Below are 22,123 nucleotides of genomic sequence, written 5' to 3' on the forward strand. Positions count from 1 at the left end.
AATAGATTATATTTTTGAATTATCTTATTTAAATTCTACATCAAAAACTTCTGCAAAATGTTTTTTTGTAAACGCTTTCACTTCGTTCATATCTACCTGATGTCCAAGTTCTCTTTCCAATGAAGCAACAGCTTTATCCTGAATTCCACATGGAACGATGTATTCAAAATAACGCAAATCTGTATTCACATTTAGTGCAAAACCATGCATCGTTACCCAACGTGAAGCCTTAACACCCATTGCACAAATTTTTCGAGCAAAAGGTCGACCTACATCCAACCAAACGCCAGTTTCTCCTTGAGAACGCTCACCTTTTAGTCCATATTCGGCAATAGTTTTGATAATCACTTCCTCCAAATTGCGCATATACAAATGAATATCTGGCTTGAAGTTATCCAAATCCATAATAGGATAACCAACTAATTGTTGCGGTCCATGATAGGTAATATCTCCACCACGATTCGTTTTCACAAAAGTTGCATTTATTTCGTTTAATTTATCACTCGAAGCTAACATATTTTCTAAATGTCCACTTTTTCCAAGTGTATAAACATGCGGATGTTCTACAAAAAGTAAATGATTTTTAGTGTTTTTAAAATCTGAACTTCCCTCCTTTTCTTGCGCTCTGTTATATTGTTTTACGGCTATATTTTCTGCTAAAAGACTTTCTTGATAATCCCAAATTTCTTGGTAATCTCTGTTAATTCCTAAATCTTGGAATTCGACAATTTGTTTCATTTCACAATGTGTTTCGAATGTCAAATTTACGAAAGAATCAGTTAATAATTAATTTTAGCTTAGCTATTCTTTAAATCGTTTCATCTAACAAAATTGCATATATAAATTGTTTAAAGTAATTTCGAATTCATAAATAATTTATTTTTTATGAAAACAATTCTATTAATCACACTAATGATTAGTTCTCTTGTTATAAACGCTCAAGAATATTCTTTTGCCAAAGATTTTGTTGCTGGAAAAGTTACATTAAATGATCTATCTGAATTAAATGGAGAGCTTAAATGGACTCCAAGTCATGATAGTGACTTAAAATTTAGAAAAACGAAAGATGATAAAGTGATAAAATACAATCCGAATGAAATTATTGGTTTTACAATTGATAAAATGAGTTTTGTCTCTTTAAAAAATCTTGTTGTTTACTCTGATAATTATGCTTTGATAGGACAAACTACGAAAATTAAAGAATCTTTTGCGCAAGTCGTTTCTAAAGGAAAATTTAATATTTACTTAATTACTATAGCAGGGTATAATCCAATTAGTAGAACTAGAGAAGATTATCTCAACTTTATTTTTCAGGATGCAAATAATCTAAACAATAAACTTATTGCTTATCCTTATTAAATCAGAATGAAAGACAAAAAATATGAAAAAGCGAAAGCGGATTTGTATATTTTATTTAAAGACTATCCTGAAGTAATAGAAAAAATCAAAAGTTTTAGTAAAGAAAATAGTTTTTTAGAAATAATAGAAATGATTGGTAAAATTTAATAAATAAAAACATTCAGTCACTTTTAATCACCTATATTGTTGGTTCAATTGATCTTAATAAAATCGAAGTTTATGAATAAATTATTCTTTAAAACCTCACTAATAATAATGGTTTTAAGCAATTCATTAACGATTGAATAAAAATCTTTATCTTTGGAATTCTAAGAAATCGGTAGAATAAAATAATCAAATAAAAATGAAGAAACTATTCGTTAAAGGATCTATTTTAATGGCTTTGTTTGCAAACTTTAGCGTTTTTGCACAACAAAGTGGTGGAATGTGGATTCCGACAGAATTGAATGAAAAGGAAATGAAAGACATGGGATTGAAAATCTCATCAAAAGACATTTTCAGTACAGGAGATAAAAGTATCAACAATGCAGTTGCTCACTTTGGTGGCGGTTGTACTTCTGAAGTTATTTCTCCAAATGGTTTATTATTAACGAATCATCACTGTGGTTATGGAGAAATCCAAGCACATTCATCTTTAGAAAATGATTATTTAACAGATGGTTTTTGGGCTAAAGAGTTGAAAGACGAATTACCAAACGAAGGTTTAACAGCGACTTTTATTGTAGACATTAAAGATGTAACTACTGCAATTTTAGCTGGTGTTAACGATAATATGTCGGAGGAAGATCGTAACAAAATCATCAAGAAAAATATTGAAGATTTTAATGCAAAAACTAAAACAGAAGCTTATCGTTCAGTATTTATCAAACCTTTTTACAAAGGAAATAAATATTACCAATTTACGACAGAAACATACAAAGATGTTCGTTTAGTTGGTGCGCCACCTTCTGCAATTGGAAAATATGGAAATGATACAGACAACTGGGTTTGGCCACGTCATACAGGAGATTTCTCGATGTTTAGAATTTATGCAGATAAAAACAACAAACCTGCAGATTATTCACCAGACAATGTTCCGTACAAACCAAAACATTTCTTACCAATTAATATTTCGGGAATTAGTGAGGACGATTTCACGTTTGTATATGGTTTCCCAGGTACGACGGACGAATATTTACCAGCTTCTTCTATCCAGCAAATAAAAGATGTAATTGATCCTGCGCGTATCAATGTGCGTACAATTGCATTATCTCATATTGATAAAAAAATGCGTGAAGACGATGCAACTCGTATCGCTTATGCGTCTAAACAAGCGCGTATTTCGAATGCACATAAAAAATGGATTGGCGAAGTTTTAGGATTAAACCGTTCGAAAGCTGTAGAAAAACGTCAACAATATGAACAAGAATTCATGAATCGTATTGCGAAAAATCCGAAATTAAAAGGTGAATATTCGAATATTATTTCTGAATTAAATCAAGTTAATAAAGCAAATCAAGATTACAATTTAGCGTACACAATGTATTCTGAAACGTTTTTCTCAAATTCAGAAACATTCAGAATGGCGTTAACATTGAACAATATTTTGAATGCGGTTGGACAAAAAAATTACGCAGAAACAAAAGCTAAAGCGTTGAATACAGTTGCGTCTATGCACAAGGATTATAATCCAGAATTGGATAAAACAATTTCTTCTGATTTAGCAGATAATTATTTCAAAGTTGTTCCTCAAAATTTATTACCAACTACAACTGCTGCAAATATCAAAACAGCTTTAGGAAATTCGGTAATCAACGGAACGAAAAAAATTAATGGTCAATCTGTTTTAGGAAATATCAAAACTTTGGCTGAAAATGATGCTGAGTTTATCAAAGCCTTAAAAGAAGATGCCTTAATTGCTCAAATTCGTTTAATTTTAGATGCAAATCAAACGAAAGTAACGCCTACATATTTAGCGAATCAAGATAAAATCAACAAGTTGATGCGTACGTATATGAAAGCGCAAATGGATGTATTTACAGACAAGAAAATCTTCCCAGATGCAAATTCAACTTTACGTGTAACTTACGGAAAAGTTGATGGTTACCAACCTCGCGATGCGGTTTATTACGAACCTGTAACGCACATGGAAGGTGTAATGGAAAAATATATTCCGGGAGATTATGAGTATGATTTACCAAAACAAATGTTAAGTTTATACGATAAAAAAGATTACGGAAAATACGCCGATAAAAACGGAAAATTACCTGTAAACTTTATTGCAACAAACCATACAACTGGTGGTAATTCTGGTTCTCCTGCATTGAATGCAAAAGGAGAATTAATCGGATTGAATTTTGACCGTGTTTGGGAAGGAACAATGTCAGATTTAAATTATGATCCAGAGATTTGTCGTAATATTATGGTGGACTCTCGTTATATTTTGTGGGTAGTTGACAAGTATGCTAATGCGCAACGTTTGATTGATGAAATGACTATCGTTGACGAAAGCAAAAATGCAAAGAAAAAATAATATTTTTCACTATATTCTGAAAACCACGTTTTTATAACGTGGTTTTTTTATTAAAATAAACGTAAGATTCAAATAAAGTCTTAAGAAATAAAACTATATTTATACAACTTATCTAAAAAATTGTCAAAATAAAACACTCATAATTATGGAAGTCATTAGAAAATGGCCTTTTTATTTAAAACTAACTTGCACATTATTGTCAATCATTTGTTTAACATTTATTTCAATAATAGGTAAAGGAATTTTAGTTCCATTAATATTAGGCTTCTTAATTTCAATATTATTAGCACCCGTTTGTTCATTTTTCGAAAGATATTTACGCATTCCACGTGTTATTTCAAGTATCATTACCACCTTGCTTTTTGCAGCATTTATCTTAGGAATTTTCTATTTGATTGCTATACAAATGGCTGAAATAGCAAATGAATGGCCTACGTTTCAGAAACAAATCATAGAAGCATTTATGAATTTGCAAGATTGGATTCACCATACCTTTGGTGTTAATTCGCATGCGCAAATGGAATATTTGACAAAGAATGTCAAAACGACTATCGAAACGAGTACAATTGTAATCGAAAAAGTAATTTCTATTGTTTCATCGATGGCTGTTACAGTCTTGTTCACTTTTTTATACATTGTTTTCTTGTTGATTTATCGTCGTCATTTAGTAAAATTCTTATATTACGCATTCAATTCAAATACACACGACCAGGTTTATAACGTCATTACATCTATTCAAAAAATGGTCAAACAATATTTGATTGGCTTATTTTTACAAATGTTAGTCGTATCAATTTTATCTTTTATTGCATTTTCTATCCTTGGACTTAAATACAAATTTGTTTTAGCTATTTTAACTGGTGTTCTAAATGTTGTTCCCTATGTAGGAATTGTTATTTCATTAATTATAACGCTAATAATCACATTTGCCACAATGTCAGCTTCAAAATTGTTCTTTGTTTTAATTGCATTTATTGCAATTCATGCAATTGATGGAAATGTAGTGATGCCAAAAATTGTAGGTTCTAAAGTAAAAATTAATTCTTTGATTGTGATTATTGGATTAGTAATTGGAGAAATGACGTGGGGAATTATGGGCATGCTATTATCGATTCCAATACTTGCGTTGATGAAAATTGTTTTTGATAATGTGACTGAATTAAAACCTTGGGGTTATCTTTTGGGTGATGAAGATTCTACAGAAATTGATGATGATTTAAATACATTTTTAGCCAAAAAGAAAGCTAAAAAATCAAAGAAAAAAACAAAGATGTTGGACGAGAATTTGGAATAGTCTGATTTCTATTTTACATAATTATCGCTATTTATGAAATATAATTTATTGTTCATTTTTAGTTTATTGATTTTCAGTATTTCTTGCGAAAAGAAGTTAGAAAAAGAAGTAAATAAAAAATATATGTATAATACGATGTCAATTGATGATAGAAATTTATCTATAAGAATTTATGATTACTCTGATTCAATAGAATTTATAACATGGAAGAATATCAATGATTACACAACAAAATCATTCAAAATTTCTAAGAACGATAAAAAAGCATTGGAAGAGAATATTTATAAAATAGTTACAACTCCATATGAAAATGAAATATTTTGCACAGACTATGTGGGGAAAATAAATATTAGTATGTCCAATCATAATAGCACTTATTCTATTAATCTAAATTCTGTTTGTGATTGGAAAACATTTAATGAAGAAACTAAGAATATTTCTAAAATAATAGATCGTTATAAATAAAATTTTATTTTATCAAATAGGATGAGAAACTGAAATAAATTCAGTTTGACAATACAAAAAAAGTCTATAACNNGTTATAGACTTTTTTTGTATTTATTTATTATGAATCTAATTCTTCTTCAAATATTTTTTTTCTAAGAAATAATACAATTTCAAGAAAAGAATCGAGAAAAATATTCCGATTAGTGTTCCGAAAAATATATCTCCTGTGAAATGTACCCCGACATAAACTCTACTGTAAGCAACCATTAACGCCCAAACAATTAAGATATAAAGTAACCATTTGTAATAGCGTCTCAAAAGTATTCCAATAAAAATTGCAATCGCCATATGATTAGATGCATGCGCCGAAGTAAAACCGTATCTACCTCTACCCTCGCAATCTATCGGGCGAAATAATCCTTGAATCGACTCGGTGTAACATGGACGAAAACGTTGAAAAGAATTTTTCAAGATATTTGTAAATTGATCTGCACACGCTATCATCAGTGCAATACAAACTCCAGCCAATAAGGTTTTTTTCCAACCAAGTTTTACATAAAGTAAGATGAGAAAGATGACATACAACGGAATCCATGTTTTTTTATCGGTTACTAATAACCAAAACCAATCCCATTTTTCATTCCCTAAATTATTGAAATACAAAAATATTTGTACGTCCCAATCAAAATAATCTTGTATCATTACCTACTTACTGATCCGCCTAAACCTAATGCTTCGTCTACAGATTTTGGTTCTACAACAACCGCAGGTTCTTCCACAATTGGCTCAACCACATTTTCTATAACGGGTTCTGTTGTTTCTTGCACATCCAATTCCAAATCCTGTACAGGATCTACAGCTTTCATAGTTGGTGCATCATCTTTCAACGCTGCATTTACTGTATTGTCTTGATGAATAGCTTGATGCATTTCATCTACTGGATTACGAACTTCATCAAATGATTTCTGAAAATCTTCCATTGGATTAATTTTCGCAAAAGAATCTTTGACTTCATTCATTGGATTTAACTCTTTTATGGTATTCTGAATCTCTTTTGTAGGATCAACATCCTGAACAGGATTCATAATCTCTTGCTTGATATCTTCAGATGCTTCTTTTAATTTGCGCACAGCAGTTCCCAAACCACGAGCAATTTCTGGAATTTTATCTGGTCCAAAAATCACTACAGCAACCACCATAATAATCACGACTTCCTGGAAGTCTAAAAACGCTGGGTATATTACTAAACTATTCACTAAACAAATGTATAAAATCTAAATTTAGTAGAAGAAAAAAAGCCATCAAATTTCTTTGATGGCTTTCTTAAAATTTATTTAAAATTTGAATCTTATTTATTCATTTGACCTTTTTTAGTAAAGTCGTACAATAAAGGAGATGCAACGAAAATAGACGAGAATGTACCAATTACGATACCGATTAATTTCGCAAACATAAATCCTTTGATTGATTCTCCACCAAATGCAAAAATGATTAATACGATTAAGAACGTTGATAAAGACGTATTAATTGTACGTGATAATGTTTCTGAAGTAGAAATATTAATAATATCGTACAAGTTGTGGTTTTTCTCAACTGTTAAATTCTCACGAATACGATCCAAGATAATAATCGAGTCATTCATCGAATAACCAATTACCGTCAAAATCGCCGCGATAAACGCTTGGTCGATCTCCATGTTGAAAGGTAAAATTCCTTTGAATAAAGAGAAAACTCCTAACACAATAACCACGTCATGCGCTAAAGCAATGATAGTTGATAATGAGAATTGCCAACGTTTGAACATCACGATTAAGTAGAAGAAAATTGCAACTAATGCTAAAGAAACCGCTATGTAAGAAGCTCTTGTTGTATCATCGGCAATTGTAGGACCTACTTTTGCAGAAGACATTAAACCAATTGTAGCATTATCTTCAGAGAAATCTTTTTCAGACATATTCGCTGGTAAATAAGATTTAAGACCTGCATATAATTTGTCTTTAATCTCATCATCTACATTTGTTCCATCTTCGTCAGCCTTGTATGCTGTTGTAATTTTTACTTGATTTTGACCACCATACGTTTTCACCTGTGGTATCATTTTTTCACCATCTAACACGAAAACATCACCCAAACTTTCAGAAATTTGTTGAGGATCTACATGTTTATCAAAACGAACTGTATATGTACGTCCACCTTGGAATTCGATACCCATATCAAATCCTTTTGTGAAAATAGAAATTAAAGCAACTACTGTTAAAACAATTGAAATCGCATAAGAGATTTTTCTTGTTTTTAATAAGTCAACTTTAATGTTTTGTAACCAGTGCGCTGTAAATGATGTATAAAAAGGAACAGATTTTCCTTTTACTAAACGTCCTTCTACAAAGTAACGTGTAATAAAAATCGCTGTAAATGTTGATGTAAAAATACCAATCATAAACGTTGTTGCGAAACCTACAACAGGACCTTTACCAAAGAAGAATAAAATTAATGCTGTGATAAATGATGTCGAGTTGGCATCGATAATTGCAGAGAAAGCTCCTTTCCATGAATAAGCGAAATCTACTGCTTGACGTAATGATTTTCCTTTTCTTAATTCTTCTTTTACACGTTCGTAAATCAAGATATTCGCGTCCATTCCTGTTACCAATGTCAAGATAATCCCGGCAATACCTGGTAAAGATAATGTAGCTTTTAGCGATACTAAGAATCCTAATAAGAATAATAAGTTAATGATTAAAGCAACGTTAGCATAGATACCTGCACGGCTGTAGTAAAATACCATCCAGATTAATACCAATGCAAATGCACAACCGAAAGCGATTAACGAACTGTTAATTGCTTCTTGTCCTAATGATGGACCAACAACCTCTGCAGAAACGATCTTAGATGAAGCTGGTAAAGAACCTGCTTGTAAAATGTTTGCTAAATCTTTTGCTTCATCAATTGTAAAGTTTCCAGAAATAACAGAATTACCTCCTGTAATTTGATTACTGATGTTTGGCGCAGAATACACCATATTGTCTAACACAATTGCAACACCTTGACCTGGTTGTCCAGGACCTGCAGGTTTCAACTCGTCTGTAATACGAGACCACTCTTGTGCACCAACTTGGTTCATTTGCATTGTAACAACAGGCTCATTTGTAAGAGAACCAGGATTACGTTCACCAGCAGCAGAAACTACTTTATCTCCTTCAATTAATGGTTCTTGCGTTCCATTTTTACCTTTTAAGACATAAAACTCTAATAATTTAGGAGCAGATTTATCATTTGCTTGTTTACCTAAATTCATTGGCTTATTCGCCCAAGAGTATTTGTATCCTCTAATGTTTGCTGGTAATCCAGGTACAAAACCTTTGTCTTGCATCACACGGTTTACAACAGCAGTATCTTTTACATTCACAACAAAACTTGCGTTAGAACCAGCTGGTTGCATAACTTCTGCTAAAGTTTTGATTGTTTCTCCTTTCTCATTTTTTACATTATATTTCTCTGTATTAACGCTAGAAAAATATTGTAAAACTGTAGGATCTTGACGAACAACTTGCCAAAACTCTAATTTTGCTGTAGATTGTAATAATTTTTTTACACGGTCAGTGTCAGAAACACCTGGTAATTCTACCAAGATACGTCCATCACCTTTATCACCTAAACGTTGAATTACTGGCTCAACAACACCAAATTGATTAATACGAGAGCTAATTACATCATAAGCTGTTGCAACTTTAGCTTCGATATCTTTACGGATTACTTCTTTTACCTGATCGTCAGAAGCATTGTACGCAATTTTATCTGCATTGTTTTTGTTTCCAAACAAATCTGCAGCTGCGTATTTTGTTCCTCCTTTTATTTTATCAAATTCTTGAAAAAATAATTCGACATAAGGTACGTTACCGTTTGTTTTTTGAGCTTTATCTGTAGCATCCAAAGCCGTTGCCAACATAGGGTTTTGACTTTTCGCTGATAAATTCTCGATTAAATCTCTTTCAGAAACTTGTAAAATTACGTTGATACCACCTTTCAAATCTAATCCTAAATTGATTTCATTGTTTTTGGCATACCCATAATCGTACTTAATAATTCCCAAATCAAGAGGATGCTGAGCCAAGCTATCTAAAATTCTTGGTTCGTCTTCTGGCTTACTCGCCAAGCGCGCCGCCTCATGCTCCACTTTAGTTGTGTACCAAGTATAACTTAGTTGTCTGATACACAAGAGACTTAAAATAATTGCAAATGCTGCAATGAGCCATCTTCCTCGCATAATGTTTAATTGATAAATAAATTTTGACGGACAAATATAATAGTCTTGAAAATACTTTCACAATTTTTTAAGAATAAATCGAAAATCGATGTCCGTATTTCGAAATTCTTTATTCAAAAAAATTAGATTTCCTTTTGGTATTTGTAGATATAAATTGACGCTTTATTAGAGTCATCATCATTATCTTCGCACAAATACAAGGTATAATTCTTTCCAGATTCTTTATACAACGCTAAACCTTCGATTTTCTTATCATCCGAAATTTTTTGCCAACGCGTAACCTCCATTGTAGCTAAATCTAACTCACCAATAATAGAACCTTTTATTTCTCCATTAAACTGAGTTGTACTTTTAGATTCTACTGTTGCTGTAAACAAAACTTTTCCATCTACTAAAATAGCATCCGAAAAAGTAGTCGTTTCATTGTTGATTTTAGGCAAAGTGATTGGAAAAAAATCAATTGTTTTCCCTCTCAAATCATTTATCTTACCTCCCACTCTATAAATTCCATTTACACCAGCAGGTCCATTTCCTCTGTTGAAAAAATATGTACAATGTCCATCTGTAATAATTCCTTCGATGTTAAAATCTTTTTTAGATAAATTCGAAACTTTTAAAAATTCATCCAAAAGAAAACTATAATTATCGTTTTGTACCTCTTTAGTTTTGATGTTATATGAAATCAAATCGAAACGATTTTCCTTAGAACCCGAACCAAGAATATACAAATGATTGTCAAATTTTGTAATCGCTTCAAAATCTGGTTTATCTTTTTTGGTGATATGTTTTGATTTTACTTCTGGATTCAAATCAACTTTATCCACTTCTTTTTTCTTTTTATTGTAAACGTACAAATGTGCTTTATCATCGGAAATCGTGTAAACATGGTGTTTATCAACCACTAATCCTGATGCCGCTCCAAGCCCATTTATGACAATTAAAACCTTAAGAATGAAATTGTAAAACAACATAGATGTAAGATTTGTTTTTAAGAGGTTTCAAAAGTAATCAAAGAATATCAGAAACCTTGATAAATAACCGATTTTTTGTAAAAAAAGAACTTAACTTTGTAGCATTTAAAAAGAAAATTGAGAGATGAAAAAAATTCTAAAAATTTACATTGACGCCTACAGCGGACTTTCGAAAGAATCTTGGATGTTAGCCATCGTAATGTTGTTGAACCGAATGGGTTCGATGGTTTTACCATTTTTAGGAATTTATATGATCTCCGAATTAGGATTTTCTTTGGAAAACTCGGGAATAGTCTTGAGTTGTTTTGGAGTTGGTTCTGTAATTGGTTCTTGGCTTGGAGGTTGGATAACAGATAAAATCGGAAACTTTAAAGTACAAGCTATCAGTTTATTTCTAAGTGCTCCAATGTTTTTGATTTTACCTTATTTCAAAACGGTAGAATCTTTTGCTATTATTATGCTTGTTTTGAGTATTATTAGCGAAATGTTTCGTCCTGCAAACTCAGTTGCTATCACACGTTATGCTAAAAAAGAAAATATCACTCGTGCTTTTTCGTTGAATAGAATGGCGGTTAATTTAGGTTTCTCTATTGGTCCATCAATGGGAGGTTTTTTATCTAATTATTCGTATGATTTATTATTCTATTGCAATGCAGGAGCCGCTTTAATTGCCGGAATTGTATTCTTTTTCTTTTTCAATGGACGAAAAGAACGAAATGCTGCCACAGAAAATGTATCTGAAAAAACAGTGGTCGAAAAAGAACGTAATGCTTACACCGATACACCTTTCTTAGTGTTTAATCTATTTTGTGTATTATTCTCTATTGCATTTTTCCAAATTCTGAATACACTTCCATTATTTTACAAAGATGTAGTTCATTTAACACAAACAGAAATTGGATTATTAATGGGATTCAGTGGAATAATCATTGTTGTATTCGAGATGTTGTTGATCCATTATACCGAAAAAAGATTTACAGTTACACAACTTTTAGTTTTCGGTTCATTTGTCACAGCAATTAGTTATTTTATCTTCACATTTAGTCACACATTAGGTATGTTATATTTAGCAATTGGACTAATGTCTATTGGAGAAATGCTTGTTTTACCTTTGATGTCAACGGTAACAGCTTTTCGTTCGCAAAAAAATAACCGAGGAGCTTATATGGGATTGAACGGAATGACAGCTGCAATTGCCTTTATTGTTTCGCCATTTTTAGGAACTCACATTGCTACCGATTATGGTTTTAATATACTTTGGATAATCACCACAGTTATTTTAGTTATCGTAGCTATCGGATATCACTTTTTTACTAAACCACTTTTACCAAAAAATATTTAAGATTTTCTTATCTTCGATAATTATAAGTTGAAATCACATGAAAGTATATACAAAAACAGGAGACAAAGGAACAACAGGTTTATATGGAGGAACACGTGTCTCTAAAAATAGTTTAAAGATTGATTCTTACGGAACAGTTGACGAATTAAATTCTTATTTAGGATTAATTCGTTCATATGAAATTGATCCAGCATTAGAGGAAGAAATTATCATCATCCAAAAAGGTTTATTCAATCTTGGTGCTGAATTAGCAACGCCAGTCGATAAATTATACTTGGCAAATGGTAAACCTCGTATTCCGAAAACCGTTACTGAAGAAGATATTGTTCAATTGGAAGAATGGATTGATGATTTGGAAGGACAATTAGAACAATTGACACATTTTATTCTTCCAGGTGGAAATCAAGCAGCTTCTCATGCACATGTTGCGCGTTGTATTTGTCGTCGTGCAGAACGCTTAACAGTTGGTTTAGCTGAAGAAGAAGAAATCCGTCCAGAATTACAAAAATACTTGAATCGTCTTTCTGATTATCTGTTCGTTTTAGGGCGAAAAATTGCCACAGACAATAATCACGAAGAAGTAAAATGGATTCCAGGTGAATAAAAAAGCACTTTTATTTTTGAATGGCGAAGTTCCAACTATTCTGCCTGATACATCAAATTATGATATGATTTTTTGTACAGATGGTGCATTTCGTTATTTACAAAAATTACATATAACGCCCGATGTTATTTCGGGCGATTTTGATTCTTTTGAAATCAGTCAGTTTCCTCCTGAAACAGAAGTTATTTCTACTCCAGATCAAAATGACACAGATTTTACAAAAGCCTTACAAATCATTTTGGATAAAGGTTTTGAACAGGTTGATGTTTTTGGAGCAAGTGGTCGTCAACAAGATCATTTTATTGGAAATTTGAATGCGGCTTATCGTTTCAAAGATCAAATCAATATTTTATTTTACGATAATTATAGTCAATATTTTTTCGCAGAAAAACAAACAAAGTTAGAAGGCTATTTTGGACGAACAATTTCGCTCCTACCCTTTCCTGAATGTAAAAACATTGTCACAAAAGGCTTGGAATATCCGTTAAATAACGAAGATTTGAACTTACTTTCTCGCATAGGAACTCGTAACAAAGCCAATGAAGATGTGGTTACAATTGATTATTCAGAAGGTAATTTAATCATCTTTATCATCGATCAAGAATTTCCTATTTTGATTGCTTAATTTCACTATTTTCAGTGAAATACATCTTTAGTATTTTTTGTACATTTACTGAAAACCAAATTACTATGAATAAATTTTCAGTTATTGTAGCATCTATTTTAGCCGTTGGGTTAATTGCTGCAACATGTATATTAGGAAACGCTTACAAATACAAATTCAGAAGTTCTGAATCGATCAATGTTACTGGAAATGCTTTGAAAGATTTTAATGCTGATTTAGTCAAATGGCGTGCAACTTTTAGTCGCAAAGATTATGATTTGCGCATTGCTTCGGATCAATTAAAAGCTGATCAAACGGTTGTCAAAAACTTTTTGATTTCGCAAGGAATCAATCCAAAAGAAATTGTTTTTGAAGCGGTAAATATTTCAAAAGATTTTCAGTACGGAACAGATGCAAACGGAAATTCGATTAGTCAATTTACTGGTTATAATCTATCTCAAGACGCAACAATCGAATCGAAAGAATTGGATAAAATAGAGAAAGCTTCGCGGGAAATATCAACTTTAATTAGCCAAGGCATCGAATTGAGTTCATCTAATCCAAATTATTATTACTCGAAATTAGAAGATTTAAAACTTGAATTGATTGCAAAAGCTTCTGAAAATGCAAAACAACGCGCTGAAAATATTGCAACAAAATCTGGCACTAGTTTAGGAAAATTGAAACAAGCCGATTTGGGTATTTTTCAGATTACAGGTAAAAATGATAATGAAGAGTATTCTGCTGGTGGATCATTTAATACAACATCACGTCAGAAGACAGCTCAAATTACAGTGAGAGCAAGTTATAATTCAAATTAAAATAAATAAAAAAGCTTCTTAATATAAAGAAGCTTTTTTGTCTATTTAAATACTACTGCAAGTAATATCAAAGCGGATATTACAATAAGTACATCTACAATTTTAATTCTAAAATTACCAATTCCAAAACCTCTTTTTGTAGCATAATTTTTCTTTGATGACATTATAAATTCCAATTTCTAAAAGAAACACTAAAAGTGTGCCAATTATCTATCAAAATCTAATTTTTTATAAGTTGATGATAATTTAGAATCATAGGATTAAAACCATTTGACTAAAAATTTTAATTTCATGATCCTCAAATTCTTTCCCAATAGCATCAGATGTAGCAGTAATTAGTTCAGGTTAAAAAACATCCCTTTTTAAGTATTAATATATTAACAGTAAATATTTTTACATTTTAAAAAATTATCATATAAATTATAATTTTCCAACAACTTATTATGTTGTAAATTTGCCTTATGCTAAACAACGATACAATTTGTGCATTGGCAACTGCCAATGGAATGGGCGCTATAGCGGTTATTCGTATTTCTGGACCAGAATCAATTTCTAAAGTTGCTCAGATTTATCAATCAAAATTTAATTCAACTAAATCTTTGAATGACGCTTCTTCTCATACCATACATTTGGGTTATGTGATGGATGGAGATACCATTGTTGACGAAGCATTATTCTCAATATTTAAAAATCCTCATTCATATACAGGTGAAGATGTCGTAGAAATTTCGACACATGGATCGATTTATATTCAGCAAAAAGTTTTAGAACTTTTAAATAAAATAGGCATTCGAAATGCCAATCCAGGTGAATATACTTTCAGAGCCTTTTGGAATGGTAAAATGGATTTAACACAAGCAGAAGCTGTTGCTGATCTTATTTCTTCGGATTCTAAGGCTTCGCACGAAATTGCGATTAAACAAATGCGTGGAGGATTCTCTAATCAAATCAAAGATTTAAGAGAACAAATGATCAATTTTGCAGCTTTGATGGAATTAGAATTGGATTTTTCTGAAGAAGATGTTGAATTTGCAGATCGTACACAATTTTATGATTTATTGAATAAATTACAATCCATCTTAAAACGTTTAGCTGATTCTTTTGCTTTTGGAAATGTTATCAAAAATGGAGTACCAGTAGCTATTGTTGGTGCGCCAAATGCAGGAAAATCTACTTTATTAAATGCATTATTAAACGAAGAACGTGCTATTGTTTCGGATATTGAAGGAACAACACGTGATACCATTGAAGAAACAATTTATATTGACGGTGTTGGGTTCCGTTTTATTGATACAGCTGGAATTCGAGAAGCTGGCGATACGATAGAACGGATTGGAATTGAAAAAACATTCGAAAAAATAGACAATGCTTCTATTATCATCTATTTGTATGATGCCAATATAACTGCTGATAATCAAATTGCGAATCAGTTAGATGATTTGCAACGTAGAGGAAAAATCTTGTTTAATGTTGCCAATAAAATTGATGTAAACAATAACGAATCAGCTATTTCTGATGCTATCAAACAAGAGTTTAAAGATGTTGTTCATTTAGAAATTTCAGCTAAAGATCAATATAATATCGAAGCATTGAAAGAAAATCTGATTCATCAAATCAAATTGAAAGGAACAAATCAGGATGACACAATCGTTACGAACTCTCGTCACTTAGAAGCATTACAAAACACACTTTCTCAAATTGGAAAGATCAAACAAGGAATGGACATGGGACTTCCAGGGGATTTGTTAGCAATGGATATCCGTGAAGCTTTAACATATTTGGGACATATTACAGGTGAAATAGATGTGGATCAAGATATATTAGGGACGATATTTGGCAAGTTTTGCATCGGGAAATAATACTTATTAAAAATTATGTTATATAGAAAAAGGTTTTCAATTAAAAAATTGAGAACCTTTTTCATTTTTGGTTTTACGATTTCATCTTAAAAGCAATCAAAAATTCGTCAAAAGTTAGGAAGTCTTTTTTCTCTTTACCGATTATCTGCTTTGCTCTATTGAGTAAGCGTAGACTTTGCCTATACCCCTTTCCCGTAATAATTGATACATCTTTCGGATAAATCACCATTCTTTGTAATTCGTTATTTTTCATTTCTGTAATAATTAGCATTACCTCAATGAAACTTAAATGAATGTTGTTAAAATTTACATCAATAAAATAAGATTTCCAAATCTTACTTGTAATCAAACACTTAGTCTTCGTCGTAAGGGTTGTTTTTCTTATGCAGTAAGTATGATGTTCCATAACTGCATATTGCTCCTACTATTCCCATACAAATCGTATAAACAAGTTGTTCCCATTGAATGGTCGCTACCAAACTTGTCATTGTTCCTCCTATTGTTCCAACAATTAACGATGTATTACTATTATTCATCATCATTACTTTGGTTTTTGTCGTTTACCGTCAATTGACTGACAGCTGATATTACTCCTCCTGCTACAGTCAAATAACCTCCTATCGTCACTAATGTTGCTGGTAATGCTATAGGAGCAGCAATTAATACACCTCCAATTGCAGCTAAGGTTAATCCTATATTTCGTAGTTGTTGGAATAATTTAGGTGTAGGTGCTGTAAAGCGATTAATAATTGTCATGTTGTTTACTTTTAATCCTTAAACTTACTTTTTGATCACGATCAAGTTTATCATTTACTAGAGTTTTAAGTTTTGTAAATGCTTTTCTTGATAACTCTCCTCTCCCTTCACCTGTTAATATGGTTACTGGAGCTATACATCCTTGTAATTCAGTTTTTGCATGATTGGCAGGATGAATCAAAATCAATGAACGATTGGGTACATTTGTAATCAGAAAATGTTGACCAAATTTTGGTGAGCTTCTCTTTTGGATTGCATAACATCCTTCTGGTATACATGAATTGCGGGGTTCGTTCTCCTTCCATGGTAACTCGATCGTATAACAAATAAACTTATCGTTGATGAATAAGCTACCATTTGTACCATTCGGATAATACATTCGTTCTACTACAATTGTCATCATGGTAAATTGATTTCGATTAAATGTGCTGCATTAAAACTTCCATTTTTTAATGGATACAAAACGGTATTCACCTCTTGGTAGAATTCGATTCCAATTGCTAAAGCGATTGTATGTTCTGAATTTGGAGGAAGATTGTTCAATAATTCTACATCATTCACTTCTACCTCATCGTATGGATAATAATCGGTATACGATGTTTTGGTAATGTATTCGTTCTTCTCAAAATCAATTTCTGTAGAAGCTGCTACAAATCGGTAATTGGTAGCTCCTTGTGGTGCTATTATCACATCTAAGGGTTTGTATGCTTCTAATGTAAATTTTGTTTCACCAGAAGTACGTTCTATATCTACTTGTACAGGAATTAAGACCGTTTTTAACCATGATGCCCCTGCATTAAAATCAAAGCCTTTCATCAGTAATTGATTTCCTTTGTGTACATTTCTTTGTCCACGAGCATTTGTAGTATCTTCTTTTAGGATACCATGCATTACTTTTGTGAGACGACTTGATAATTTGCTGTCTTTTGCATTTTTTATGATCGCATTGAATGCGTTTCGTAGTGTTTTTCCAGCAGTACCTGCATTCTTAAATTCTTGCATATTTTCTCTGGTACGCTGAAATCGCGGATCACTCATTATGGTATTACGGTCTATAGAGCTTTTTTCTCTCACCATATAACCATCTTTTGATTTGTAGAAGTTTAAATCTCCGATTGAACCTCTAAGTTTTAAAAAGCCTTTTTGCTTCGCCATTTTTTTATAATTTTAAATTAAACATTGATCTCCATTGCGCAATGGTTTTGTAAAGTTGCAATAGCGATCTGTTTAAAGCAATAGCTAAGTCTTTTTTAGCCCTTGTATGTCAATAAATTACACTAATAAACCATTATATACTTTCTTTATTTTTTTGTTTTTGAATTTTTATAAAATCTAAGGGACGCAAGCCCGTTTCACTGTAAAAAACATTTGAAAATTGTCTTGGATTCATATAACCTGCTATTTCTCCTAATGCCCCTACACTATAATTAAGGTATTGTGGTTGTTCTTGTAATAAATCAGTAATAAATTTTATTCTCAACCGATTGATGTAAGAAGGAAAATTAATTCCTTTGTACTGATTGACACATTTTGATAAATAAGTGGTGTTTGTTGAAAATGATTTTGCCAAACTTACTACTGTTATATTAGGGTTTAAAAATTCTCTGTCCCGCTCAAATTCTTCAAATTTTAATAGTAAACTTTCAAATGCTTCTTTATTCAAATCCTCTTCATCTTTAATCGATATTCTCCGTTCTGTGTAACTTGATTGAGCAGATTCTTCAATAAACAGATTGTACTTTTCGATTAAATGTTTATTTTTATTTCTAGTTTTTACAATTCCTACGATCAATACTATTATTCCAGTAAAACACGCTGCCAATACGTAATATAATTTTTGAGACTTATTCAATATTTTTTCCTTTAATTTGAGCAATTGCACTGTGTCATATTCTTTGTATACAACTTGACTCATTTCTGCATCTAGCTTATAATTTAACTCATCCATTTTTAATAATTGATTGATTACATATAGTTGTCTGTTCGTATCAGAAGCTACCAATGTTTCCTCTAAAATGTTTTCGTATATCGGTCTATATTTAATTTCTAAGAAGTTGTATTCATTGAAAATACTATCTATTTTGTTAAAATATATTATTTTATGTTGTTGATTATTCAATTTATCAAATGCCTTTGCTTTGTAGTAATAAATTTTGGTTAGTGTATTAAAATCATTCGTTTTTATTAAAATATCTTCTTTAGTTGATAATAATTGAATAGACGTCACAAATTGATCATTTAAAAACTCATCAATTGCTTTATTTATCGTAAAGTATCTATGGAAAAATTCGTTATTTTCAAGTTTGCTTTTATTTAATCCTAATTGATTCAATTCTTTCGCTTTTGCTTTGTTACCAACTTCTTGATGGAGAGATGCTAATTGATATATTGTATTTAATAAATAGGCTTGGTAATCTTTGTTCTCTGGTTTTGATTGAAAAAAGTTTTTACATTTCAGCAACAATTCTTCTGCTTGGTTACATTGATTTAATTTGATTTTTATCATTGCCATATTAAATGTTACTTTATGTAATAAATATTGGTCTTTTGAATATTTTAACTCCTGATCTGCATATAAATAATTTTGTAACGCCTCTCTATAATCTTTTGCTTTGTAATAGGCTAGCCCTTTTGATAATAAAGCTGTTGCTATTAAATCTTTGTTTTTTAATTTCCGGGCAGTAATTATCGCACTATCTGCATATTCTATTTGAGTATTTAAATGACTTGAAAAAAAGATTCCTTCTTTATAAGCATAAAATAAATTTAGCTTATCCTTTTCTTTTTTAGCATTTCTTATATACGCTTGCACATAGATCATCGCATTTGGATGATGCTTTTCATGTACTAATTCATCCAATTTTTCTATTAGATAGGCATTATCTTTTGAGGCTAAGGAATCAACTTGATTAGCCATTGTTATAAGCGGAAGTAGAAAGAGTATGTATGTGTACACTACAACTCTTTTCATGGTATAGATTTATTGATTACTACTAAAATACTTTATTTTATATCGTAAATCGTTTATTAAGTACTTAATCGTTTAAAAGTGTATAATTTATAAATTATACATTCTTTTTATAAAATGTACTTGTTGTAATCTTTGTTGTTCTATAAATATCTCTAGTTTTGAATGTCTTTGAACAAATAAGTCTAATCGATTACTTCAAAGAAACTTAAATGATGAATAAAAAAGAGAAGTAAAACTTCTCTTTTTTATTACCTCAACTTTATTGCCACTCTACTGCCACTATGTTGCCTTCATCTTGCCTTCATCTTGCCTTGATGTTGGGAGTATGTGGTAATGTGGTAATGTGGTAATGTGGTAATGTGGTAATGTGGTAATGTGGTAATGTGGTAATGTGGTAATGTGGTAATGTGGTAATGTGGTAAGCAAAATTAAAATTTTGAAATAAGGTTTGTTTGTTTTTTCTTATTAATTTCTTCGTTCTCTTTCGTGATGGATTTTGTCATTCTGAGCATTCTAAGATAAAACCAACTATTTAAGCAATTAATTTTACAAAAGGTTCCTCTCTTTTAACAACAGCAAATATTCTTAGTACAATTTTGTTAGCTACAGCATTCAAAACAGATAATTTATGCTTGCCTTGATCTAGTTTTCTTAGGTAATATCCTTTTAGTTGTGGGTCATGTTGTATAGCAGTGGCAGCAGCTTTAAAAAGGATTGATTTTAATCCTTTATTGTTGAGAGAACTTGTTCTTGTCCTTCCTCTGACACTACTTCCTGACTGATATTCAAATGGAGCTAAGCCACAATGACAACTAAACTTACGACCATCTTTAAATTTGGTGAAGTTATCAGTTTCAATGATGCATTTTATCGCAGTTAGCATCCCAACACCTATTACTGTATTTATCTTAGTAAAGGCCTTTTTTATATCCTCATTTTTGTTAATGATCTCCATCATTTGCTTTTCCACCTTATCAATTGATTTTTCAAATCTCTTAATCAAAAGTTTATGGTCATTTATTTGTGACTTTATGTTTACCGACTCATTGATAATCTCAAGGGCTTTAAGACTGTTTTTTAACTGCACGATTATTTTTACATATCCATCACGGATTCCCATTAGTGCCTTTAACTTTTGAAGATCTTCAATAGGTAAAACATGAGGTTTAATTTTGCGATAATGTGTCAATGCGTAATAAGCAATACGATAGGCGTCAATCGCATCATTTTTTCCTCTGGTCATCCCTATAGAATTTTTTATTTCTAGAGGATTGATTAAAGCATATTTCAAATTTCTTTTTGCTAATTCATAACTCAATAAATAGCCATAATGACCTGTATGCTCTAAGCATATCAAAATATCAGAATCATTCCATTTTTTCAATGATTTACAAAATTGATCTATTCCTTGCTTTGAATTTTGAAATACTTTTTTAGAAGATTCTTGTTCACCTAAATCATTAAGTGCACAAAAATCAAAAACATCTTTCGAAACATCGAGTCCAATAAACAACTTTTTCATACTTTTATAATTAAGGAAATAAATACTGAGGACCAATAGGGTTCGTACTATCGCTATTAATAAGTCTTTATACTTAACATTCTAAATGGTACATGAACCCAGAGGAATTGAGGACTAATGCTCAGGATAAATCATTAATTTGATTCTCGAACTAGTTCACCTCATTTCCTTTGGTTCTTCAGTTATATCTAATTTAATACTACTTATTTAAAGTTGCTAATCTAATAGCCTATCGAAGAATCTCTTTTTATCACTTTTTTATTCATAGCTTATCTATTTTAATTATCGGTATTCATATGCCCTCCGGGGAAGCTCATCCAAAAAAACTAACGAAAAGCTCTTGTCTTTAATTTTCAACGGTCAAAATAAGTTTCAGCCATTGAATGTTTTAAATCACTATCCTTCTTTCATTTTTGTCTTGACACAAAAACATTTGAAATTAAGAGGAGGAGCCACGGTGTGGCTCAGGTATTCCTTTTCATTAATGTCACTTTTTACTTGACTAAAAAGTAACCAATACTTCGGCAGGCTCAGCACAAGCAAGTCAAGGCTGTAAACCTCTCTACTAAAAATATTCTCATTCCACTAAAGATTTTAAAAAACCTACGGGCTAAAACCTTTTTAACGTTACATTTAAATATTTTCTTAACGTGAGAGTTTTAATGCCAGTTCTTTATTCTTTTTCTAAATTCAAATTCACTTTTAACAATGGATTTTGTCATTCGTTATTTATCGTCTAAGTCTTCGATACAACGTTTTGTAAACGCCACTCTGACTGACGATAATAAGAAGCTGAA

At 31.2% G+C, this 22,123-nt stretch carries 21 protein-coding genes; 10 read left to right on the forward strand and 11 right to left on the reverse strand.

The genetic code is table 11. The features are described 5' to 3' along the window. Nucleotides 1–24: 24 nt before the first annotated feature. Complete coding sequence (gene lipB / locus B3792_RS13755) at nt 25–738, reverse strand: lipoyl(octanoyl) transferase LipB (protein WP_125350693.1); 714 nt, start codon at nt 736–738, stop codon at nt 25–27. A gap of 147 nt (nt 739–885) precedes the next feature. Here lipB and B3792_RS13760 point away from each other — a divergent pair, with 147 nt between their 5' ends. The 5 genes from B3792_RS13760 (at nt 886) to B3792_RS13780 (ending at nt 5,630) form a co-directional block, all read left to right on the forward strand. Next, entirely contained in the window at nt 886–1,359 is a 474-nt protein-coding gene (locus tag B3792_RS13760; RefSeq protein ID WP_291069940.1) for a hypothetical protein, read from the forward strand. 6 nt (nt 1,360–1,365) lie between these two features. After that, nucleotides 1,366–1,506 carry a hypothetical protein gene (locus tag B3792_RS13765; RefSeq protein ID WP_291069942.1) on the forward strand — a complete coding sequence of 47 codons (141 nt, stop codon included), beginning with the start codon at nt 1,366–1,368 and terminating at the stop codon, nt 1,504–1,506. Between the two features lie 196 nt (nt 1,507–1,702). Next, the gene (locus B3792_RS13770; protein ID WP_181816304.1) at nt 1,703–3,871 is read left to right on the forward strand and encodes a S46 family peptidase; all 2,169 of its coding nucleotides are present in this window, start codon (nt 1,703–1,705) and stop codon (nt 3,869–3,871) included. Nucleotides 3,872–4,016: 145 nt separating this feature from the next. Continuing rightward, the gene (locus tag B3792_RS13775; protein ID WP_291046547.1) at nt 4,017–5,165 is read left to right on the forward strand and encodes an AI-2E family transporter; all 1,149 of its coding nucleotides are present in this window, start codon (nt 4,017–4,019) and stop codon (nt 5,163–5,165) included. A gap of 33 nt (nt 5,166–5,198) precedes the next feature. Continuing rightward, on the forward strand, nt 5,199–5,630 hold the full coding sequence (locus B3792_RS13780) for a hypothetical protein (RefSeq protein ID WP_219034573.1): 432 nt from the start codon (nt 5,199–5,201) through the stop codon (nt 5,628–5,630). 108 nt (nt 5,631–5,738) lie between these two features. On the opposite strand, the gene B3792_RS13785 is transcribed toward B3792_RS13780, so the two are convergent. The 4 genes from B3792_RS13785 to B3792_RS13800 all read right to left on the reverse strand — a co-directional run bounded on the left by B3792_RS13785 (nt 5,739) and on the right by B3792_RS13800 (nt 10,847). Further along, nucleotides 5,739–6,314, reverse strand: coding sequence for a phosphatase PAP2 family protein (locus B3792_RS13785; protein ID WP_125350689.1), 576 nt, complete (start codon nt 6,312–6,314; stop codon nt 5,739–5,741). Continuing rightward, the gene (locus tag B3792_RS13790) at nt 6,314–6,868 is read right to left on the reverse strand and encodes a twin-arginine translocase TatA/TatE family subunit (RefSeq protein ID WP_236688155.1); all 555 of its coding nucleotides are present in this window, start codon (nt 6,866–6,868) and stop codon (nt 6,314–6,316) included. Before B3792_RS13790 ends, B3792_RS13785 begins: the two co-directional genes overlap by 1 nt. Nucleotides 6,869–6,960: 92 nt before the next feature. Beyond that, nucleotides 6,961–9,876: a protein translocase subunit SecD gene (gene secD / locus B3792_RS13795; RefSeq protein ID WP_291069944.1), complete on the reverse strand. Its 2,916-nt coding sequence runs from the start codon at nt 9,874–9,876 to the stop codon at nt 6,961–6,963. A 122-nt stretch (nt 9,877–9,998) separates the two neighbouring features. Next, entirely contained in the window at nt 9,999–10,847 is an 849-nt protein-coding gene (locus tag B3792_RS13800; protein WP_286500656.1) for a DUF6929 family protein, read from the reverse strand. A 124-nt stretch (nt 10,848–10,971) separates the two neighbouring features. Between B3792_RS13800 and B3792_RS13805 the strand changes: the two genes are divergently transcribed. The 5 genes from B3792_RS13805 (at nt 10,972) to mnmE (ending at nt 16,077) form a co-directional block, all read left to right on the forward strand. After that, entirely contained in the window at nt 10,972–12,189 is a 1,218-nt protein-coding gene (locus B3792_RS13805; RefSeq protein ID WP_291069947.1) for an MDR family MFS transporter, read from the forward strand. A gap of 37 nt (nt 12,190–12,226) precedes the next feature. Then, nucleotides 12,227–12,793, forward strand: a complete 567-nt coding sequence (locus B3792_RS13810; protein WP_125350685.1) for a cob(I)yrinic acid a,c-diamide adenosyltransferase — start codon at nt 12,227–12,229, stop codon at nt 12,791–12,793. Next, nucleotides 12,786–13,418: a thiamine diphosphokinase gene (locus tag B3792_RS13815; RefSeq protein ID WP_286495510.1), complete on the forward strand. Its 633-nt coding sequence runs from the start codon at nt 12,786–12,788 to the stop codon at nt 13,416–13,418. Before B3792_RS13810 ends, B3792_RS13815 begins: the two co-directional genes overlap by 8 nt. A 65-nt stretch (nt 13,419–13,483) precedes the next feature. Then, complete coding sequence (locus B3792_RS13820) at nt 13,484–14,218, forward strand: SIMPL domain-containing protein (protein ID WP_291069950.1); 735 nt, start codon at nt 13,484–13,486, stop codon at nt 14,216–14,218. A gap of 461 nt (nt 14,219–14,679) precedes the next feature. Beyond that, complete coding sequence (gene mnmE, locus B3792_RS13825) at nt 14,680–16,077, forward strand: tRNA uridine-5-carboxymethylaminomethyl(34) synthesis GTPase MnmE (protein WP_115000468.1); 1,398 nt, start codon at nt 14,680–14,682, stop codon at nt 16,075–16,077. A 73-nt stretch (nt 16,078–16,150) separates the two neighbouring features. Here the strand turns inward: mnmE and B3792_RS13830 are convergent, their stop codons facing one another. The 6 genes from B3792_RS13830 to B3792_RS13855 form a co-directional block, all read right to left on the reverse strand. Next, nucleotides 16,151–16,330: a hypothetical protein gene (locus B3792_RS13830; RefSeq protein ID WP_286496310.1), complete on the reverse strand. Its 180-nt coding sequence runs from the start codon at nt 16,328–16,330 to the stop codon at nt 16,151–16,153. Nucleotides 16,331–16,605: 275 nt separating this feature from the next. Continuing rightward, nucleotides 16,606–16,833 (reverse strand): hypothetical protein, encoded by a 228-nt coding sequence (locus B3792_RS13835; protein WP_115000470.1) that lies wholly within the window; start codon nt 16,831–16,833, stop codon nt 16,606–16,608. After that, nucleotides 16,820–17,236: a DUF5675 family protein gene (locus B3792_RS13840; RefSeq protein WP_306822320.1), complete on the reverse strand. Its 417-nt coding sequence runs from the start codon at nt 17,234–17,236 to the stop codon at nt 16,820–16,822. The genes B3792_RS13835 and B3792_RS13840 overlap by 14 nt, the downstream gene beginning before the upstream one ends. Then, the gene (locus B3792_RS13845; protein ID WP_291069953.1) at nt 17,233–17,988 is read right to left on the reverse strand and encodes a hypothetical protein; all 756 of its coding nucleotides are present in this window, start codon (nt 17,986–17,988) and stop codon (nt 17,233–17,235) included. Before B3792_RS13845 ends, B3792_RS13840 begins: the two co-directional genes overlap by 4 nt. A gap of 133 nt (nt 17,989–18,121) precedes the next feature. After that, entirely contained in the window at nt 18,122–19,750 is a 1,629-nt protein-coding gene (locus B3792_RS13850; RefSeq protein ID WP_181816306.1) for a helix-turn-helix domain-containing protein, read from the reverse strand. Nucleotides 19,751–20,336: 586 nt separating this feature from the next. Then, nucleotides 20,337–21,326 (reverse strand): IS110 family transposase, encoded by a 990-nt coding sequence (locus B3792_RS13855; RefSeq protein WP_115000475.1) that lies wholly within the window; start codon nt 21,324–21,326, stop codon nt 20,337–20,339. Between the last annotated feature and the right edge of the window lie 797 nt (nt 21,327–22,123).

Origin of the sequence: Empedobacter sp. UBA5924, assembly GCF_002431085.1 — a bacterium.
Lineage (GTDB): Bacteria > Bacteroidota > Bacteroidia > Flavobacteriales > Weeksellaceae > Empedobacter > Empedobacter falsenii_B.

What these genes read in the sequence shown, in the direction of transcription:
- B3792_RS13840 (WP_306822320.1), bottom strand. Translation starts at nt 17,236, where the DNA reads ATGATGACAATTGTAGTAGAACGAATGTATTATCCGAATGGTACAAAT.
- B3792_RS13785 (WP_125350689.1), bottom strand. Translation starts at nt 6,314, where the DNA reads ATGATACAAGATTATTTTGATTGGGACGTACAAATATTTTTGTATTTC.
- B3792_RS13820 (WP_291069950.1), top strand. Translation starts at nt 13,484, where the DNA reads ATGAATAAATTTTCAGTTATTGTAGCATCTATTTTAGCCGTTGGGTTA.
- B3792_RS13770 (WP_181816304.1), top strand. Translation starts at nt 1,703, where the DNA reads ATGAAGAAACTATTCGTTAAAGGATCTATTTTAATGGCTTTGTTTGCA.
- lipB (WP_125350693.1), bottom strand. Translation starts at nt 738, where the DNA reads ATGAAACAAATTGTCGAATTCCAAGATTTAGGAATTAACAGAGATTAC.
- B3792_RS13775 (WP_291046547.1), top strand. Translation starts at nt 4,017, where the DNA reads ATGGAAGTCATTAGAAAATGGCCTTTTTATTTAAAACTAACTTGCACA.
- B3792_RS13850 (WP_181816306.1), bottom strand. Translation starts at nt 19,750, where the DNA reads ATGGCTAATCAAGTTGATTCCTTAGCCTCAAAAGATAATGCCTATCTA.
- B3792_RS13800 (WP_286500656.1), bottom strand. Translation starts at nt 10,847, where the DNA reads ATGTTGTTTTACAATTTCATTCTTAAGGTTTTAATTGTCATAAATGGG.
- B3792_RS13855 (WP_115000475.1), bottom strand. Translation starts at nt 21,326, where the DNA reads ATGAAAAAGTTGTTTATTGGACTCGATGTTTCGAAAGATGTTTTTGAT.
- secD (WP_291069944.1), bottom strand. Translation starts at nt 9,876, where the DNA reads ATGCGAGGAAGATGGCTCATTGCAGCATTTGCAATTATTTTAAGTCTC.
- B3792_RS13780 (WP_219034573.1), top strand. Translation starts at nt 5,199, where the DNA reads ATGAAATATAATTTATTGTTCATTTTTAGTTTATTGATTTTCAGTATT.
- mnmE (WP_115000468.1), top strand. Translation starts at nt 14,680, where the DNA reads ATGCTAAACAACGATACAATTTGTGCATTGGCAACTGCCAATGGAATG.
- B3792_RS13760 (WP_291069940.1), top strand. Translation starts at nt 886, where the DNA reads ATGAAAACAATTCTATTAATCACACTAATGATTAGTTCTCTTGTTATA.
- B3792_RS13765 (WP_291069942.1), top strand. Translation starts at nt 1,366, where the DNA reads ATGAAAGACAAAAAATATGAAAAAGCGAAAGCGGATTTGTATATTTTA.
- B3792_RS13810 (WP_125350685.1), top strand. Translation starts at nt 12,227, where the DNA reads ATGAAAGTATATACAAAAACAGGAGACAAAGGAACAACAGGTTTATAT.
- B3792_RS13845 (WP_291069953.1), bottom strand. Translation starts at nt 17,988, where the DNA reads ATGGCGAAGCAAAAAGGCTTTTTAAAACTTAGAGGTTCAATCGGAGAT.
- B3792_RS13805 (WP_291069947.1), top strand. Translation starts at nt 10,972, where the DNA reads ATGAAAAAAATTCTAAAAATTTACATTGACGCCTACAGCGGACTTTCG.
- B3792_RS13830 (WP_286496310.1), bottom strand. Translation starts at nt 16,330, where the DNA reads ATGAAAAATAACGAATTACAAAGAATGGTGATTTATCCGAAAGATGTA.
- B3792_RS13835 (WP_115000470.1), bottom strand. Translation starts at nt 16,833, where the DNA reads ATGACAATTATTAATCGCTTTACAGCACCTACACCTAAATTATTCCAA.